Below are 18,718 nucleotides of genomic sequence, written 5' to 3' on the forward strand. Positions count from 1 at the left end.
GCAAGGGAAGCAGAATTATTTTCTTCTACCCAATAGCTGGTCCACCGAAAATTTTCCGCTACCGTTAAGTAAAAGCACTACGTAACTCACAAGATACATCAGTGCCAGTTCTTTACGTCCGAACGGATCGTCGCCATGAGCAATAAAGGCAGCAACACTCATTGTTACTATCAAGGGAATTACTGCCAAACGTGTTCCTATTCCAAGCATTACCAGTATGGAACAAAAGAATTCGGCAAACACCGCCAGTACCAGCGATACTTCAGGGCCAAGCCCCAGGGGATCGCCAAAACGCATTTCTCCCGACAGCAGTCGTTGTAACTTCGGATAACCATGGGTAAGCATAAAACCACCGGCGCTTAAGCGCAATAACAATAATCCAATGTTTGCAGCAAGCGGGCTAACCCGGGTTTGAAATACTTTTCTCATGACCTTTCCTGATTTTCCTTAAACTAATAACATTGAACGGCGCGAATTGTTAGAAGATGGTTTTCCAAATTTTTCGGACCGGCTTTTAAATCGTGGAACTAAGTCTTCATTATGTATTGTAAGTTACAATTTTGAGCAAAAAGCAGCTGGTTCAAAAATAAATATAGTGCAAGGACTCAACCATTTGGCTTTGTGGTTGTTCTATGTGTTAAAAGAGTATAAAGTCTTTTAAAGTTTCTTTTTTTAGCAGGATTTTAATTTACTAACATAATTTTTTGGAAGATGAAGAAGAATATGGGAATAGTCGATCGTATTGTTCGGATTATTGTTGCAGCAATACTTGCAGCGCTTTATTTCTCGGGCACTGTTAGCGGAACTTTAGGGATCGTTTTAGTGGTTTTGGCAGCTGTATTTTTGCTGACCAGTATCTTCAGTTTTTGTCCCCTATACCTTCCGTTAGGTTTAAAAACTACCGGGAAGAAGTGATCAGGCGATTGGACCTTTTTTCTTTTCGTGTAATCCAGAAGCAGTTTCAAACTATAAATAAAACAATAGCCTATGAAAACAATCATTACTTTAAAGTCAATAACCCGCAATGCCGTTGTTCTTCTTGCCGTTATGATTGCAGTTATAGCGCAAGCCCAAACCAAACACGTGGTAGGAGTCACCAGTAATGTTTTCACACCCGATGAACTGACTATTTCGGTTGGTGATACTGTTGAATGGCAAAATACTCAGGGCTGGCACAATGTTAATGGTACACAAGCTACATTCCCAAACAACCCGGAATCTTTTGGCAATAATCAGGGGAGTGGCTGGACTTACTCGTATGTTTTTAACACTCAGGGTAGTTATGATTATCATTGTGACCCTCATGCCGGTTTGGGTATGACAGGTAAAATTGAGGTAATAGACAGTAATGCTAAACAATTGCTGACCATCAATTTTATGTCAATGAATCCACATGTTGGGCAAATGATGAACTTGCGAGTCGTTGAGCAAGGTAGTATGGAAGAGGTTTACAGGACAAGCACCACGGTTACTGCTGATTTCATGCTTAATGCTGAAGTACTGGAAGTCGGGAAATCATATTACATCGATTTTTTTGCCGACCATAATGGTAACGGGATGTATGATGCCCCGCCAACAGACCATGCCTGGCGACTTGAACTAAATGATACGATGGGAGATACCACGCTAAACTTCACTCATAATACCGGTTTCACTGATATTATGTGGCCATACAAGCTGATGCTCAATTTTATGTCGATGAATCCACATGTAGGGCAAATGATGAACTTGCGAGTCGTCGACCAAAGTAGTATGGAAGAGGTTTACAGAACAAGCACTATGGTTACAGCTGATTTCATGCTTCACGCTGAAGTATTGGAAAGCGGGAAATCATATTACATCGATTTTTTTGCCGACCATAATGGTAACGGGATGTATGATGCTCCGCCAACAGACCATGCCTGGCGACTTGAACTAAATGATGCGATGGGAGATACTACGCTGAATTTCACACATAATACCGGTTTCACTGATATTATGTGGCCATACAAGCTGATGCTCAATTTTATGTCGATGAATCCACACGTAGGGCAAATGATGAACTTGCGAGTCGTCGACCAAAGTAGTATGGAAGAGGTTTACAGAACAAGCACCACGGTTACAGCTGATTTCATGCTTCATGCGGAAGTATTGGAAGTCGGGAAATCATATTACATCGATTTTTTTGCCGACCATAATGGTAATGGGATATATGATGCTCCGCCAACAGACCATGCCTGGCGACTGGAACTAAATGATGTGATGGGAGATACCACGCTAAACTTCACACATAATACCGGTTTCACTGATATCAAGTGGAAGTATTTGCTAACATTAAGTTTCAATTCCATGAATCCTCATATAGGACAAACTTTGCATTTTTACTTGTATGAACAGGGTATGGATACCGTGATTTTCACTTCGGAAACTACTGTTATGAGTGAATTTTCAATCTTTGCGCCTGCATTGGAGGCCGGAAAATCGTACACAATCGATTTTTATTCCGATCATAACTCTAATGGAACTTACGATGCACCACCAACAGACCATGCCTGGCGACTGGAACTAAATGATGTAATGGGGGATACCACACTTAACTTTACACACAATACAAATTTTACCGATATTTTCCCGCTAACCGCGGTCGAAGATTTCAGAACTTACGCGGTTAAAATGTATCCCAATCCAGCGAAATCAAGAGTTACACTTGAGTATCCGGATTTTGGCCACAAGCCCTCAATTCGGGTATTCGATCTGGCCGGTAAGGCTCGTGATGTTCGTATATCTGAGAATACAGGATCCAGGATAGAGCTCGACATTTCGGAATTACCTATCGGGATTTATCTTGTTCAACTTCAGTATGATGAATCTGTTGTGACACGAAAATTACTAAAGAAATAGTAGAGTATGAAACAGCGATTTTGGCTTGTAATATTTCTGGTTTTTGTGTCGGGAGCATTAGCGGCACAGGATGATGAAGTTAAGAATGCTTTTCAGGGAAACCGACTGGTTAACGGGCAATCGACCAACTTATCGAAGGATGGTGAACTCGACTTGCTTATCCAGCACCGTTTTGGAGATATCAGTGGCGGATTATACGAATTGTTCGGGCTTGATCTTGCGTCGATGCGACTCGGCTTCGAATATGGTCTGGGGAATAACCTAAATTTAGGAATTGGGCGAAGTACCTGGTTAAAAACCTATGATGCTTTTGCAAAATACAGTTTCGTTCAGCAAAATAGCAGTTTTCCGTTTTCTGCCGTACTAAGTGCAGGAGGTTCGGTGCCAACAATTCGGGATTATTTCCCGGATGAATATGATCAGTTTTCCGATAAGTTCTCGTGGAACGCGCAACTTCATCTTTCAAAAACAATGGGAAGTTTTGCTTTACAGCTTTCGCCGGGGTTCATGAAAACCGGTTATTTAACCGACGTAGGCGACGATCTTTCAATGTTTACGCTGGGAACGGGTGCTGCAGTACGTATTTCAAAAAAGGTATCTGCAAATCTCGAATACCTCATCCCTTTTGACGATGAAATACCCGGTGATAATGCCCTGTCACTGGGAGTGGATATTGATACGGGAGGGCACCTGTTTCAATTGGTCCTATCGAACAATAACAGGATGTTTGACCAGGCGGTATACACCAATACAACAGGGAATTGGGGCGACGGGCATCTGTATTTCGGCTTTAATCTGATTCGTAAATTCAAACTTAAATATGATCCATTATGGACAGAATAGATTTTTTAAGAAAAGTAGCTGCCGGAGGTAGCTTATTGCTGATTGCTCCGGCTTTCATGACTTCCTGTTCAAAGGATGATGATATGACGGATCCCGGCAATGGGGGCGGAAATGAAGGAATTACCATTGATCTTACCGATTCGGCATTCGATGCTTTGGATACGGTTGGTGGCTATGCCTATTCCGGGACACTGATTATTTTCCGAACCGGAACCGACAATTACATGGCCTTGTCGAGAAAGTGTACACACCAGGGTTGCGATGTAACCTACAGTCATGCAAACGGAAATATTCCATGCCCGTGTCATGGTTCGATGTATACCACATCAGGAGTGGTAACTAACGGACCGGCCATGGCCAATCTTAAAAGCTATACCGTGACTAAGAGTGGCAATACTTTAACAATAAAATAAATCGGTGTAGGACTGTCCGGGATGTCTCCACTTGTTTGTATGAGTGGATGCTATTAATGCATGCCCATGATCATCCCGCCGATGTATGGAACCAGCCAGATCACCCATACAATTAAGCTGTATCGGTGAAATTTCTGACGCAGTTGCTCATGGTTTTTAAGAACTACGCGGGTAGCCCAAATGGCGTGAGCAAGCATCAGCCATAAGGCTAGCTGGCCGGTGAGCGTGTGTGTATCTTTTAAGTCGAAAGGATTTTCTGAAATAAAGTGCATGGCAAGTGTACCGGTTACATCAAAGGTAAACCCAATCCAGAAAGTAACTACGTGCCAGGATTTCAGGTACGATGAAAGGCGTTCGGCCCACACACCAAGCGAATAGAAAACCAGGGCGAGGGTAATTGTTGTGGTTGAAAAAAGCAGTATCCCTGACATATTTCTGAAATTACGATCTGAAAATAATCACAACTTTTGTAAAAACCGTTTGTTGTGATACAGAAACGGGTAAAGAAAAGTTTAAGACCTACATTTATTAGAGTTTTTCTTTCTTTGCCAAAAATTTGGGTGATGCAGGTATTTTCAAAAAACGATAAAATGGTACACCTGGTACAGGCCAATCACAACTTGTTGCCGGTGATTCACCGCTTTGGTATCCGTTTAGGATTCGGGAATAAAACCGTGGAAGAACTCTGCTTCGACTACGAAATAAATTCGGATTTTTTTCTGGCCATTGTAAACACGTTTCATAACAAGAATTTTTTTCCGAAAGACCAGCTGCTGGCGTTTTCGCCGCTCCTGTTGGTTGATTACCTGAAAAAAACACATCAGTATTATGTCGATTATTCGCTTCCGCGTATTGAAAAGCTGATTCATCGGCTGTTGATGAGTACGCCCAAACAAAACAGCGAAATGCAGATGATCGAGAAGTTCTACCTGGCTTACAAAAAGAAACTGCTAGAACATTTCGATGAGGAAGAACAGGAAGTATTCCCGATCGTTGAAAAGCTTGTTTTGCATCCCGATCAGGTAGCGGATAAAAATTTCGACGCCAATTTTGAGAAGGAACACGAGCATGTGGATTTTGAGTTGGACGATCTGAAAAACCTGATTCTGAAATACCTGGTTCCCGAATACGACGAACTGATCTGCAACAAACTGATGGAGGAGATCTACCACTTCGAACGGGATATTCACGATCACTCGAGGATGGAAGATGCTATTCTGATTCCGCAAATGACACAGTTACTGAGGGCTGCAGAATAATGGCAAAGTCAATCGTTATTATACATCCGGCAGAGATCATCAGAAAAGGCATTTCTTCACTGCTGGAAGATATTCAGTCGGTTCGGATCAGCTGTTTCCCTGATTTTTCAAAGCTAAACATGCAGGAACTTAAAGCGGCTCAAAAGCTGTTATTAATCGTTCCGGCCAATTGCCGCTATGCCCAGGAATTGCTGGAGCTGCGCACATCAATTGGCGAGCATGAGTTGGTAGGTGTCCTTACGAACGACAAGGAGAAGTGCGAAGACAACGCTTTTGATCATCTGATCCCGATTGATGTACCTGCCAAACAGCTCATTCAGATTGCTGAAGGATTTTTTGAGAGTGATGACACCGATAATTCAGGTGAACTTACCATTCGCGAAAAGGAGGTATTGCGCCTGATCGCACTTGGAAACACCAATAAAACCATTGCCGACACCTTGTTTATCAGTACGCACACGGTAATCTCGCACCGTAAAAACATCACCGAGAAACTGGGTATAAAGTCCATTCCCGGATTAACCGTTTATGCCATTATCCAGAAAATTGTAGGTCCGTCCGATATTTCTCCCGACCAACTTTCCTGAATTTTAACATTCTTCATTTCAAATATCCCAACATGTTGGGATAAAATTCCGCTGCATTCAAAATAATTTTGCCCCCGGAATGTAGATTAATGGCTTTTGCCGTGAAATAATAATTTAATCAGACAAATGAAAAGATCAATGCTTTTTGTAGCGCTATTGTTTATTAGTGCACAATTATTCTCTCAAAATCAAACAAACAATTCTTCTGCTTTAAATGCAGCTGAAACACTTTTGAATTCCGATTCAAAACTTTCGATAGGTGGTTATGCGCAAATCGATTTTAACCAGCCATTGAGCGATGGCCAGCGCCAAAATGCAACACTCGATGTTCATCGACTGGTGTTGCTATTTGGATACCGCTTTGGCGAAAAAACAAGTTTTGTTTCTGAAATCGAGTTGGAACATGTACAGGAGGTTTACGTGGAACAGGCTTTTATGAATCACGAGTTTCTGCCCTGGTTGAATTTGCGCGGCGGATTGATGCTGGTTCCGATGGGCATTATCAACGAATATCACGAGCCACCAACATACAATGGTGTTGAGCGTCCGAATCTCGACAGTAAGATTGTACCAACAACCTGGCGTGAAGTCGGTTTAGGTTTTACGGGGCGCTTAGATAATGCTTCTTTGAAATACCAGTTGTATGTAATGAACGGATTTAACGGCTACGATGGCGGAGGCAAGTTTCGCGGAAGCGATGGCTTCAGAAAAGGCCGTCAGAAAGGTGCAGAGTCGTTCATGAGTTCGCCAACACTGGCAGCAAGAATCGATTATTACGGTTTGCCGGGATTAAAACTGGGACTGAGCACTTACAACGGAAAATCGCAATCGGCCTTGTATGATGGATTGGCGGATGACGACGATGCCGCTTTAGCCATGGCTGATTCGTCGGTAGTTGGAATAAATATGCTTGGCTTTGATGCCCGTTACCGCAATGGAGGTTTCGAAGCCAGAGGCCAGTTCAACGTTGCCAATATCTCGAATACTGATGAATACAACGATTTGACAGGCAGCGACCTTGGAAGTCAAATGCTGGGCTGGTACCTGGAAGCAGGCTACAACATACTTCACGGAAACCAAAGCGGACAACGTCTGGTACCTTTTGTGCGTTACGAGCAATACAACACCCATTCAAAAACTGATGGAAATCTTGCCGTAAACGACAAGTATAACAGAACTGACGTAACTGTTGGTGCAGGCTGGTGGTTGACTACCGGTACCGTATTGAAAGCCGATTATCAGTTCTTTTCTAATGCAAACGACAGCAACAGCGGTCAATTTAATCTTGGAATAGGAATTTGGTTTTAAGAATTTGTAATATGAATCGTTTACTGCTACTTATCGCTTTAATGGCAATTTCGGTTTCAGCCTTTTCTTCTGATGGCTTTTATCCCGAAAACAAGGCTCTAAGTCAACTTCAGAAAGCCTTAAAAAATAAGGACCTGGAGTTGGGAGATTGCATCGACTTAAGCGACGAACTGGCGGAAGGCCGCAACTTGGTTGCGTACCGATTTACTTACCCGGGTGAAGCTAAACAGTGGTATGCCGTGTTTACAGAGTCGAAAGGACGTTACGAGATGTTCGACTACTTAGTGGTTATTAATCCAAAAGGCGAAATTGAGACTGTAAAGGTTTTGAAATACCGTTCCGAACATGGCGGCGAAATTGCATCATCAAAGTGGCTGTCACAATTCGAGCATTACTCGGGAGGCGATTTGTATTACGAAGAAGAAATTTCAGCTATTTCCGGTGCTACCATTTCGGCCATGTCGATTACTCGCGACATTCCAAAAGTGGTTCGCATTATTCAATCGCATAGCAATGAATAGCAATAATAGAATTAGGGACTAAATTACAGTCCGACATAACGTTTTTTGAATGATGAAAAAACCATGCCCGATGTAAGGCATGGTTTTTCTTTTACGAAGTAATTAGTTTTTCCGGATTGAGCCGGATAATTTGTGTACTGCCTTTCATACTTTTTGTTTGCCGTTATTTCAATCACGATTTCGCGGCTTTCACTGTTAATGTTTGAGGCAGGAATGTTGTGCCATGTAGTCCAGGGAAAATCAAAATATTTATAATAACAAGATTTTCAATTTCGCCGAATTTATTACACTTTTGAAACTTCGGTTCAAGAATATGGTGTAGAATATGATTAACAGGCGAAATATTTTTGGGATACTAATAAAGAATGCATTCATGTGGATTCTTGTATGCTTCGCCATATACAGTTCTGCGCTTCCTGCACTTGAATTTCAGCAAATCACCAAAGAAGACGGACTTTCGCACAACAATGTCGAATGTATTCTACAGGACAGGAATGGATTTATGTGGTTTGGAACCCGGAACGGATTGTGCCGATTCGACGGATACGATTTTAAGATCTATTTAAAAAACTCTGATCCGGGATCGATTTCAGGGAACCGGATTTTATCGATGGCGGAAGATCAGGATGGAAACATCTGGATTGGTACCTACCAGAACGGGGTAAGCAAATTTGATGCGAGAACCAACACGTTTGAACGATACGACAGTATCGGGAACATCGGTAACCAGGTTTATTCGGTTAGTGTTTTGAGTGATAACACCGTCTGCCTGGGCACAAACTATGGTTTAACTTTATATTATCCCGAACAGGATAGTTTTTACACTTACACTCCGAACACCGGTCAGGGATTAAACTCGTTCATGGTTAGCGACGTGATTGAAACTACAGAAGGAGAAGTTTATGTGGCCACATGGGAAGCGGATATTCAGCGTTTCAACCGGGAATCAAATCGATTTGAATCAATTGCTTATCAACAAGGAAACCGGGCCGTTTCGAATTATAGAAAAAGGCTGCTGGATGATGAGAATGGGAATTTATGGATAGCCGCTAATATTCACGGGCTATTTAAATACAACATTCAGTCGGGGGATGTGAAATTCTATTTTGAGGGTGATAACGAATTGAATACCGATGTGCTGAACGGCGACATGGTCAGAGCACCGGATGGAAAAATATGGTTGGCTACAGATGGCGGCGGCATCAATGTTTTCAATCCCGAAAACGAAACATTCGATTACCTGACACATGACGGGCTCCGGGAAAACAGCCTGCCTTCGAATAACATCTACACCTTGTTTATCGACCGGAGCAACCGATTTTGGATAGGAACCTTTAAGAGTGGTGTGGCCTTGTATGATCCCCAGCAACACCGGTTTAAAAATAGCCAGCTGCCTGACAATATATTTTCCTTTTTTAAGGATAAATCTGTTTTGAGTGTTTTTGAAGACAGCAGGGAGAATATCTGGATCGGAACCGACGGCTATGGCTTACATAAAATCACTGATTTTAATAAACTTACCAGTTATTATACCGAAGAGAACAATAAAAACAGCATCTCCTCAAACGTAATTACCAGCATAACCGAGGATGCTGAAGGCAAAATTCTGATCGGAACCTATACCGGGGGGCTCTGTGTTTACGATCCGGCAAGCGATAAGTTTACCCGCCATCTTCCTGAATCGAATAATAACCAAAAGATCCACTCGGATAATGTTTGGACCCTGCTTTCCGACAGTGAAGGGAACAACTGGCTCGGCCTGCTGGGCAACGGCGTTGATTTGTATTATCCGAAAACGAACGTATTCAAAAATGTTGGTCCGTATTCCAACGAGCTCATTAAAGTAGGGCATCCCAATGTAATGGCACTTTTGGAGGACGCCGATGGTGATATTTGGTTTGGAACCGAAGGCGATGGTATATACATCTATGATAAGCAGGCGGGAAAAATGTTACGCCTGGATACCCAGCCAAAATCAACGGTATGCCGCGAAGGTGTTATCAAGGATTTTTACCAGGACGGCAATGGTGAGATCTGGATCGCAACCGAAGGAAGCGGGCTTTTCAAATACAATAAAGCTGATAAATCGATAAAGCAATACACAACAGAAGATGGTTTGCCCGGAATGATCACCATGGGTATCCAGGAAGATCGAACAGGTAATATCTGGGTATCGACCTATGACGGCCTGGCACGTTACGATAAAAAGAACAATGTTTTTACGGCCTTTTACAGTTACGATGGACTGACTTCAAATGAATTCAATGCAGAAGCATTTATAAAGTTGAATAACGGCTATTTCATTCTGGGATCGGTTGCCGGCATCGATGTTTTCGATCCGGTTTCCATCTCATTTAATCAGAATATTCCTCCCTTGTTTTTCACGAAGCTGACGATACTTAACCAGGAAATTACGCCCAACCAAACTTCAGGGAAGAAGCGCTATCTCGAAGAAGATATTCTTTATACAAAGGAGTTAACACTGAATTACAGCGATAAAATTTTCGCTATCGAGTTTGTTGCTCTAAACTACACCCAACCACAAAAATGTCAGTACAAATACATGCTCGAAGGTTTCGACAACGACTGGATTTTTACTTCACCCAATCGCCGATTTGCTACCTATTCAAATTTGCACGAGGGATTTTACACCTTTAAGGTTCAGGCATCGAATAACGATGGAAGATGGGGGAATAACCAAATCGAACTGAAGATCAGGGTGCTTCCACCATTTTGGAAAACCAGTTGGTTTATTGCATTGGCGCTGGTTTTGGTTCTAGGAATCTTGTTTGCCGCTTACCGCTACAGGGTAAATTTGTTGAAGAACAGGTTCCTGCAGGAGAAAGCGTCAAAAGAAAAGCAGATTATTGAATTGGAAAAGCAGAACGTTGAAAAGGAACTTGAAAAACTAACTTACTACTCGGTATATCGGAAACGGATTTTAGTGAATTATAAAATCAGGTTGCAATCCTTGTCATTAAAAGCCAAAGAATCAGTTAAAAGAGGCCTTGAAGTGGTAATCGGGGAAATTGATAAAGAACTTACCGATGATAAGGACTGGAAATACCTTGAACCGCGGCTGGACAATCTTTACAACGATTTTATCACCAAGTTAAGAGAAAGGCACCCTGATTTGACCTTAACAGATATTAAGGTCGCCTCCTATGTGCGGATGAATTTAACTTCCAAAGACATTTCCGAGTTCATGAATAAAACCATTCGTGCTGTGGAGAACGATCGTTACCGTTTGCGCAAAAAATTAAAACTCGATTCCAACGAGTCGCTTCAAACTTATCTTTTAAACCTGTAACAGCACCCGGGCAGGCATTTTTTTGAATCTTTTTTATTTAGCTAACAGATTATAAGTCAGAATTGTATTGCTTTTTTGAGTGGTTTTGAGAGGCGCACTCTAAAAGCGTATGAATAATTGAGAGGTTACAATTCATTCGACCTGCCAGATACTCCTGTAATTTCGACTCCAAATTAAACCAAAACGCTATGACCATAGCTAAACTGAAACTATTTGCGATTCTTGTGATCGTTCTGGCAACGTCGGCATGTACCTCTGTTAAGAATCAGCAAGACGACGCTTTAAACGAAGAAACTCCGGTAGTTACTGAATTCAATTTCTCCGGGGTAACACAATACACTACTTCGCGCGGCAATGATTTAAGATTCGCAGAACACGATAACTTCTTAATCGGTACTTTTCCGCAACCCGATGAACATTTTCCAACCCTGATCCTGGATCCTGCAAAACGCTTTCAAACGATAGAAGGATTTGGAGGAGCGCTAACCGATGCAGCAGCCGAGACTTTTTACAAACTGCCGAAGGCTAAACAGGACGAACTTATAAAGGCTTATTTCGACAGCGACGAAGGTATTGGCTACAGTTTATGTCGGACCCATATTCACAGTTGCGATTTTTCGAGCGAGAGTTATGCTTATTCCGAGGTGCCGGGAGATAAGGATCTGGATTATTTTTCAATTGAACATGACCTGAATTACAAAATTCCTTTTATCCGTCGTGCCATTGAAGAAACAGGCGGAAATTTGAAACTTTTTGCCTCGCCATGGAGCCCGCCGGCGTGGATGAAGACTAATAACAGTATGTTGCAGGGAGGCAAACTAAGGGCCGAATACTTCCAGACCTGGGCCGATTATTTTGTGCGTTTCTTTGAAACCTACCGGGAGCATGATATTTCGTTTTGGGGACTCACCGTGCAAAACGAACCCATGGCCGAACAGCGCTGGGAATCGTGCATTTTTACAGCAACCGAAGAGCGGGATTTTGTGAAAAACTACCTGGGGCCTACGCTCGAAAAAAACGGTATGGGCGATAAGAAAATAATTATCTGGGACCATAACCGCGGCATCATGTACCAACGTGCCAAAGTTGCTTTCGACGATCCCGAGGCTTCAAAATACATCTGGGGAACCGGCTTTCACTGGTACAGCGGCGATCATTTTGAAAATGTAAAACAGGTTGCAGAGGCTTTTCCCGAAAAGAAAACCCTTTTTACCGAAGGCTGCGTTTTTCCTTTCGATTATACTAAAATTGACGAATGGCAATGGGGAGAGCGCTACGGCGAATCCCTTATTAAAGATCTGAATAATTCAACATCAGGTTGGGTCGATTGGAACATTTTGCTCGACGAAACCGGTGGACCAAACCATGTGGCAAATTTTTGTTATGCGCCCGTAATTGGCAACACCGGTACCGGAGAGTTGATTTATATGAGTTCATACTATTATTTGGGTCATTTCTCAAAATTCATTCGCCCGGGAGCGCAGCGTATTATCTGCTCATCAAATAACGATGAGTTACTGGCCACGGCTTTTATCAACCCCGACAACAGTATCGCGGTGGTGGCCATGAATCCAACCGACAGTGAAATCAATTTTAAAATCTGGCTTGAAGGAAAAGGCACGCTTGCCGCGATTCCTGCTCACGGCATAAGTACCCTAATTATTAATTAGTTCATTCTTTATATTTCATGAAATCACTTGCAATTAAATATCCACTTTTATTTCTAATTCTGCTGGTCGCTTTAACAGGGGCACAACAAGCTGCTTTGGCGCAAGGCTTCCTTCATGTTGACGGGAAACGAATTGTTGATGCGAACAACGAAAATTTCATTTTGAGAGGCATCGGTACGGGAAACTGGCTTTTGCAGGAGGGTTACATGATGCAGACTGCCGGTTTGGCCGGAACGCAGACCCAGTTCAGAAACAAACTGATAGAAACAATAGGAGAAGAAAGAACCAACCAGTTTTATGATTCGTGGATAAAAAATCATTTCCGAAAAATTGATGTCGATTCGATGGCGGCCTGGGGATTTAACAGCGTTCGTGTGGCCATGCATTACAAGTGGCTTACCCTGCCGATTGAACAGGAATCTGTGCCCGGCGAAAATACCTGGCTGGAAGAAGGTTTTCAGGTACTCGATTCGCTGTTGCAATGGTGCGGCGAAAACCAAATGTACCTTATTCTCGATATGCACGCCGCACCCGGCGGACAGGGGAAAAATGCCGATATCTCGGATTACGACGAAACAAAACCCTCGTTGTGGGAAAGTGAATTGAATAAAAGCAAAACGGTGGCTTTGTGGAAAAAGCTGGCCGAACGCTATGCCAACGAACCCTGGATGGGCGGATACGATCTCATTAACGAAGTGAACTGGACGTTCGACGAAGGCAATAATCAGCCCTTGCTCAACCTTTACAAACGAATAACCAACGCCATTCGCGAAGTTGACAATAATCACATCCTTTTTATCGAAGGAAACTGGTTTGCCAACGACTTCTCGGGCTTAACCGAGCCATGGGACGACAATATGGTATACAGTTTTCATAAGTACTGGTCGTACAACAATGCCGATGCTTTAAAGTGGGTAACCGATCTGCGCGAAAATTCAAATCGCCCGATATGGCTGGGTGAATCCGGAGAAAATTCCAATGTGTGGTTTACTAATCTGGTCGGTCTTTGCGAATCGCAGAACATTGGCTGGTCGTGGTGGCCTGTTAAAAAGACGAATATCAACAATGTGCTGCAGGTAACCACCAACGAAGATTACCTGGCGCTGATTGACATGTGGAAAGGAAACGGCTCGATGTCGGCCGAAGCTGCCTTCGATGCCGTGATGACCTTTTCTGAAAATCACCGTTTCGAAAACTGTAAAATCAAATACGACGTGATCGATGCTTTGATCAGACAACCACACACCAACAAAACCTTGCCTTTTAAGGCGCATAAAACACAACAGAAAATTTTCGCTGTGGATTACGATCTGGGCAGAAACGGCTATGCCTATTTTGATGTTGACACTGCAAATCATGAATACAATACCCAGAAGTTTGGCCAATGGAACAATGGTTGGAATTACCGGAACGATGGCGTTGACATTGAAATGAACACCGACCCGGATACGACTTGTGGTTACCACGTGGCCTGGATCGACAATGGCGAGTGGTTGCAGTACACGATCAATTCCGATAGCATCGCTGCCTACGATTTTGTTATCCGCACTGCTTCGCCCAATGATGCGCTTATCCACCTGGAAGTAAACGGGAAAGTGGCATCGCCGCAAATCACAATTCCCAAAACCGGAAGTTGGGAAGCGTGGAGCAATACAACCATCCCGAATATCATTCTTCCTGAAGCGGAAGCAGCCGTTAAAATTGTATTTGATAAAGGAGGGCTTAACGTGAACTATTTCCTTCTAACCCAACCTAAAGCAATTTCAGAGGTTGCATTTTCGTGTTTGACCATAGAAACCGATCCCATTGAGAACCGGCTTTACATCAACCTGAACAAACCGATCACAAGCGCTTTTGAGGACATCCAACTGTCCGATTTTCAGCTCATTGTTAATCATTCGCAGATTACTATTTCAGAACTGAAAATGGTTGAAGGAAATCCCCAACAAATACAACTGTTTACCAACGAGGATCTTTTCTCTACCGATGAGATTAAACTGTCATACCGTGGAAATACAATACAAAGCGGCGATCAGTACCTCGAGAAATTTACGGCAATGCCTGTAAAAAACAATTATTACCATCACTTTGAAATACCCGGGAAAATTCAGGCAGAAGATGCGTTTAAAAATTCGGGATTCGAACTGGAAGCATGCGAAGATATCGGGGGTGGAATGAATATCGCATATGCCAACGATGGCGATTACCTCGATTATTTGGTGAATGTTTCAAAACCCGGCACGTACCAGGTAAACTTCCGGGTGGCTACAAGCGATGGCGCCCCCCAGGTGCTCCTGATGAATTCGTTCGAAGATCGTATGGTTGCCAATAAGCTCTTAAAAATTTCGACAACCGGTGGCTGGCAGAACTGGGAAACACAATCGGTGACAGCTGCGTTGCCGGAAGGGAAAATGATCATACGACTATTTTCAAGAGCAGGTGAGTACAACCTGAACTGGTTCTCATTCGATCTGCTTACCGGGGCAAATGACATTCGCTCTGATAACTCTATGCAGGTTTATCCTGTTCCGGCCGACGAATCGATCAATGTCCGCCTTGGTACCAATGTCAAAAAGCTGTTGGCAATCTTCAATTTACAAGGGAAAAAGATGATTGAATTCTCAACCAGCGAAAAAAACATCTCATTAAATACCGATCACTATCCGGCAGGGGTATATGTGCTGAAATGTATGGACTGTGAGGCGGGGGAGTCGGTTAAATTTCAAATAACGCATTATTAAAAGAAAGCTTTAAGAATATGTTCAAACTAAATCTAAACAAAAAAACTAAAACCGGATTTTCGGGACGCACAAGCAGGCGAACTATTACCTTGCTGTTGTTCTTAATTCTGGGCCACTTTATGGTTTCGGCTCAGACGAAGATCATTTCAGGTACCGTGGTCGATAAGGAAGGTATTCCATTACCCGGAGTGACCGTTCTGCAGTTGGGAACCACAAACGGAACGGTGAGCTCAATCGACGGAAAATACGCTCTTTCTGATATTAGTGAAGGAGATTCCATTCGGTATTCTTTTATTGGATTTACTACCCAGATCAGAGTGGCCGGCCAATCTGATGTGATCGACATTGTGATGGGGGAATCCAGTGAATCACTGGATGAGGTGCAGGTGGTTGCCTTTCAAAAACAAAAGAAGGAAAGTGTGATCGGTTCGATCAACACCATAAATCCAAAGGAGTTGAAAGTGGCGCCATCCAACCTTACGGCTGCTTTTGCCGGTAAGCTGGCAGGTGTAATTTCGTACCAGCGCTCGGGTGAACCGGGAGCCGACAATGCCGAATTCTTTATCCGGGGTGTGACCACTTTTGGTTACAAAAACGATCCGCTGATCCTGATCGACGGTCTGGAAGTTTCTTCGAACGACCTGGCCCGGATAGAACCGGATAACATTGCCAGTTTCTCGATCATGAAAGATGCCACAGCAACAGCACTTTATGGTGCGCGTGGAGCAAATGGCGTCATTCTGGTTACCACAAAAGAAGGACGTAAAGGAAAAGCCAAAGTCTCTGTTCGCGTTGAAAATTCTATTTCGACACCAACCATGACCAATGAATTTTTGGGCGGTGTGGAATACATGGAATTGTACAACAAAGCTTTAAGGACACGCGATCCGAATGCACTGCTTTTTTACTCCAAAGAAAAAATTGAAGGAACACGACGCAACCTCGATCCAAACATCTATCCCAATGTAAACTGGTACAACGAGTTGTTCAAGACCGCCGTTTTCAACAAACGGGCAAACATGAACATCAACGGGGGTGGAGAAGTGGCCCAGTATTATTTATCGGTTTCGTACACCAACGAAAAAGGTTTGCTGAAAGTTGATAACCTGAATAATTTCAACAACAACATCGACATCAACCGGTATAATCTGCGGGCCAACGTTAACATAAACCTGACCAAAACCACGCGGGCGGCGGTTAAATTCTATTCCTTGTTCGATACCTACAACGGGCCGGTGAACGATGCGAATTCGATTTTTGGCTCGGTAATGCAGGCCAATCCTGTAAACTTCCCGAAATATTACCCAAAAGCAGAGCCTTACCTGTATGTGAATCATACCCTTTTCGGAAATAAAGGAAACGGGGGAATGCCGAACCCTTACGCCGATATGGTAAAAGGGTACAAAGACCGGTTCACCTCTACCATTCTTTCCCAGTTTCAACTTGAGCAGGACCTGGATTTTATAACCGAGGGCTTGAAGTTCAGGGGAATGGCTTCCGTTCGGAATTACAGCATGAATGAGAATGCACGCGAGTTTACACCCTTTTATTACGGAATGGCCGAGGTAGAAACTGAAGATGGCATTCAACACGAACTTTACCAAATTCAGGAAGGTACAGAATACCTCAACGATCCTGTGGTGCAAAACCAGGCGAACAGTAGTTTTTATTTCGAGCTGGTAACGCAGTATAACAGGGTTTTTGGAGACAAGCATGATATTGGTGGTTTGTTGGTTTTTACGCGTAAAGAATCGATGAATACTTTAGGAGGCAATGCCTATTCAACTTTGCCATCGCGAAACCTTGGATTGTCAGGACGAGCAACTTATGCCTACGACAGTCGGTACTTTATTGAATTCAACTTTGGGTACAATGGTTCAGAGAAATTTGCCGAAGACCATCGGTTCGGATTCTTTCCTTCAGCAGGTTTAGGCTGGCTGGTTTCAAACGAACCATTTTTTGAAAATCTGTCATCGGTTGTTACGAATCTGAAACTAAAAGCAACTTATGGGCTTGTGGGGAATGATGCTATTTCCGACCCCAACGACAGGTTCTTCTATTTATCGGATGTGAACCTGAACGACTGGTCGCGCGGGTATACATTCGGACGCGATTTTGGCAATTCGTATTCGGGCTATATCATCAATCGCTATTCAAATCCCGATGTAACCTGGGAAGTAGCTGAAAAATCAAATTTTGGCCTCGAACTGGAACTCTACGAAAAGGCCAACCTGCAGGTAGATTACTTTATCGAGAACCGCAGCAACATTTACTGGGCGCGCGAATACACGCCCGAAACCATGGGCCTTACTGCCCCGATTAGCAGTAACATCGGCGAGGCAGAATCGCGGGGAATTGATATTTCCTTCGACTATAACCATTCGATAAACAACAAACTGTGGCTAACATCTAGGATGAACTTCACCTATGCAACCAATAAAGTTTTGAAAAACGGCGAGCCCGATTATCAATACGATTACATGAGCCACATCGGGCAATCGATTAATCAGCAGTGGGGGCTGGTTGCCGAACGACTTTTCATCGATCAGTACGACCTTGAAAATTCGCCGCCACAGTTTAACCAAAGCAGCTCGGGCTTTAACTACAAGCCGGGCGATATAAAATACGTAGATGTGAACGAAGACGGGCAGATTGACGATCGCGATATGGTGCCGATCGGTTACCCTTCTGTTCCTGAAATTGTTTATGGCGCTGGTGCTTCGGCCGGTTATGGAAATTTCGACTTGTCATTCTTCTTCCAGGGGGTGGCACGCGAATCATTCTTTATTAACCCATCGAATATTGCACCGTTTATCGACGAGCGAAATGCCTTGAAGATCATTTCCGACAATCACTGGTCGGATGATAACCCCGATCCTTTTGCTTTTTGGCCGCGACTTTCCACCATGTCGGTGCCCAACAACGAATACAGTTCAACCTGGTGGCTGCGAAACGGAAGCTTTATTCGCCTGAAAAGCCTTGAGTTTGGATACACAATTCCACGCTCGGTGTCGCAACGAATTAAGATAGAAAACATACGATTCTATGCCAGTGGAACCAACCTTTTTACCATTAGTAAATTCAAGTTGTGGGATCCTGAAATGGCCGGTAACGGGTTGGGATATCCACCTCAGCAAATTTTTAACATTGGTGTAAACCTGACTATCTGATCGGACAATTCAACTA

Annotated in this window: 14 protein-coding genes; 12 read left to right on the plus strand and 2 right to left on the minus strand. The window is 43.3% G+C overall.

What is annotated here, in order from left to right; genetic code table 11:
* Nucleotides 1-15 precede the first annotated feature (15 nt).
* Nucleotides 16-429, minus strand: a complete 414-nt coding sequence (locus tag HFD85_RS14965) for a DoxX family protein (protein WP_167611503.1) — start codon at nucleotides 427-429, stop codon at nucleotides 16-18.
* 282 nt (nucleotides 430-711) lie between these two features.
* On the opposite strand from HFD85_RS14965, the gene HFD85_RS14970 reads away from it, so the two are divergent.
* The 4 genes from HFD85_RS14970 to HFD85_RS14985 all read left to right on the plus strand — a co-directional run bounded on the left by HFD85_RS14970 (nucleotide 712) and on the right by HFD85_RS14985 (nucleotide 4,136).
* On the plus strand, nucleotides 712-915 hold the full coding sequence (locus tag HFD85_RS14970) for a YgaP family membrane protein (RefSeq protein ID WP_167611506.1): 204 nt from the start codon (nucleotides 712-714) through the stop codon (nucleotides 913-915).
* Between the two features lie 72 nt (nucleotides 916-987).
* Entirely contained in the window at nucleotides 988-2,880 is a 1,893-nt protein-coding gene (locus HFD85_RS14975; RefSeq protein ID WP_167611509.1) for a plastocyanin/azurin family copper-binding protein, read from the plus strand.
* A gap of 6 nt (nucleotides 2,881-2,886) precedes the next feature.
* Entirely contained in the window at nucleotides 2,887-3,723 is an 837-nt protein-coding gene (locus HFD85_RS14980) for a DUF5777 family beta-barrel protein (protein WP_167611512.1), read from the plus strand.
* Nucleotides 3,711-4,136 (plus strand): QcrA and Rieske domain-containing protein, encoded by a 426-nt coding sequence (locus HFD85_RS14985; protein ID WP_167611514.1) that lies wholly within the window; start codon nucleotides 3,711-3,713, stop codon nucleotides 4,134-4,136. Before HFD85_RS14980 ends, HFD85_RS14985 begins: the two co-directional genes overlap by 13 nt.
* A 53-nt stretch (nucleotides 4,137-4,189) precedes the next feature.
* On the opposite strand, the gene HFD85_RS14990 is transcribed toward HFD85_RS14985, so the two are convergent.
* Nucleotides 4,190-4,567 (minus strand): HsmA family protein, encoded by a 378-nt coding sequence (locus tag HFD85_RS14990; protein ID WP_167611517.1) that lies wholly within the window; start codon nucleotides 4,565-4,567, stop codon nucleotides 4,190-4,192.
* 132 nt (nucleotides 4,568-4,699) lie between these two features.
* Between HFD85_RS14990 and HFD85_RS14995 the strand changes: the two genes are divergently transcribed.
* The 8 genes from HFD85_RS14995 (at nucleotide 4,700) to HFD85_RS15030 (ending at nucleotide 18,702) form a co-directional block, all read left to right on the plus strand.
* Nucleotides 4,700-5,395: a hypothetical protein gene (locus HFD85_RS14995; protein WP_167611520.1), complete on the plus strand. Its 696-nt coding sequence runs from the start codon at nucleotides 4,700-4,702 to the stop codon at nucleotides 5,393-5,395.
* Nucleotides 5,395-5,982, plus strand: a complete 588-nt coding sequence (locus tag HFD85_RS21850; RefSeq protein WP_277345459.1) for a response regulator transcription factor — start codon at nucleotides 5,395-5,397, stop codon at nucleotides 5,980-5,982. The genes HFD85_RS14995 and HFD85_RS21850 overlap by 1 nt, the downstream gene beginning before the upstream one ends.
* Before the next feature lie 126 nt (nucleotides 5,983-6,108).
* Nucleotides 6,109-7,290, plus strand: a complete 1,182-nt coding sequence (locus HFD85_RS15005) for a hypothetical protein (protein ID WP_167611523.1) — start codon at nucleotides 6,109-6,111, stop codon at nucleotides 7,288-7,290.
* An 11-nt stretch (nucleotides 7,291-7,301) separates the two neighbouring features.
* The gene (locus HFD85_RS15010) at nucleotides 7,302-7,811 is read left to right on the plus strand and encodes an FMN-binding protein (protein WP_167611527.1); all 510 of its coding nucleotides are present in this window, start codon (nucleotides 7,302-7,304) and stop codon (nucleotides 7,809-7,811) included.
* A gap of 373 nt (nucleotides 7,812-8,184) precedes the next feature.
* Entirely contained in the window at nucleotides 8,185-11,121 is a 2,937-nt protein-coding gene (locus HFD85_RS15015; protein ID WP_167611529.1) for a two-component regulator propeller domain-containing protein, read from the plus strand.
* Nucleotides 11,122-11,309: 188 nt separating this feature from the next.
* Complete coding sequence (locus HFD85_RS15020) at nucleotides 11,310-12,791, plus strand: glycoside hydrolase family 30 protein (protein WP_167611531.1); 1,482 nt, start codon at nucleotides 11,310-11,312, stop codon at nucleotides 12,789-12,791.
* A gap of 17 nt (nucleotides 12,792-12,808) precedes the next feature.
* A complete protein-coding gene (locus HFD85_RS15025; protein ID WP_167611534.1) occupies nucleotides 12,809-15,532 on the plus strand; it encodes a carbohydrate-binding protein in 2,724 nt (907 codons plus the stop codon).
* Between the two features lie 17 nt (nucleotides 15,533-15,549).
* Nucleotides 15,550-18,702 (plus strand): SusC/RagA family TonB-linked outer membrane protein, encoded by a 3,153-nt coding sequence (locus tag HFD85_RS15030; protein WP_206081979.1) that lies wholly within the window; start codon nucleotides 15,550-15,552, stop codon nucleotides 18,700-18,702.
* Nucleotides 18,703-18,718 lie beyond the last annotated feature (16 nt).

Origin of the sequence: Maribellus sediminis, assembly GCF_011799805.1 — a bacterium.
Lineage (GTDB): Bacteria > Bacteroidota > Bacteroidia > Bacteroidales > Prolixibacteraceae > Draconibacterium > Draconibacterium sediminis_A.

What these genes read in the sequence shown, in the direction of transcription:
- HFD85_RS14965 (WP_167611503.1), bottom strand. Translation starts at nt 429, where the DNA reads ATGAGAAAAGTATTTCAAACCCGGGTTAGCCCGCTTGCTGCAAACATT.
- HFD85_RS14970 (WP_167611506.1), top strand. Translation starts at nt 712, where the DNA reads ATGAAGAAGAATATGGGAATAGTCGATCGTATTGTTCGGATTATTGTT.
- HFD85_RS14975 (WP_167611509.1), top strand. Translation starts at nt 988, where the DNA reads ATGAAAACAATCATTACTTTAAAGTCAATAACCCGCAATGCCGTTGTT.
- HFD85_RS14980 (WP_167611512.1), top strand. Translation starts at nt 2,887, where the DNA reads ATGAAACAGCGATTTTGGCTTGTAATATTTCTGGTTTTTGTGTCGGGA.
- HFD85_RS14985 (WP_167611514.1), top strand. Translation starts at nt 3,711, where the DNA reads ATGGACAGAATAGATTTTTTAAGAAAAGTAGCTGCCGGAGGTAGCTTA.
- HFD85_RS14990 (WP_167611517.1), bottom strand. Translation starts at nt 4,567, where the DNA reads ATGTCAGGGATACTGCTTTTTTCAACCACAACAATTACCCTCGCCCTG.
- HFD85_RS14995 (WP_167611520.1), top strand. Translation starts at nt 4,700, where the DNA reads ATGCAGGTATTTTCAAAAAACGATAAAATGGTACACCTGGTACAGGCC.
- HFD85_RS21850 (WP_277345459.1), top strand. Translation starts at nt 5,395, where the DNA reads ATGGCAAAGTCAATCGTTATTATACATCCGGCAGAGATCATCAGAAAA.
- HFD85_RS15005 (WP_167611523.1), top strand. Translation starts at nt 6,109, where the DNA reads ATGAAAAGATCAATGCTTTTTGTAGCGCTATTGTTTATTAGTGCACAA.
- HFD85_RS15010 (WP_167611527.1), top strand. Translation starts at nt 7,302, where the DNA reads ATGAATCGTTTACTGCTACTTATCGCTTTAATGGCAATTTCGGTTTCA.
- HFD85_RS15015 (WP_167611529.1), top strand. Translation starts at nt 8,185, where the DNA reads ATGTGGATTCTTGTATGCTTCGCCATATACAGTTCTGCGCTTCCTGCA.
- HFD85_RS15020 (WP_167611531.1), top strand. Translation starts at nt 11,310, where the DNA reads ATGACCATAGCTAAACTGAAACTATTTGCGATTCTTGTGATCGTTCTG.
- HFD85_RS15025 (WP_167611534.1), top strand. Translation starts at nt 12,809, where the DNA reads ATGAAATCACTTGCAATTAAATATCCACTTTTATTTCTAATTCTGCTG.
- HFD85_RS15030 (WP_206081979.1), top strand. Translation starts at nt 15,550, where the DNA reads ATGTTCAAACTAAATCTAAACAAAAAAACTAAAACCGGATTTTCGGGA.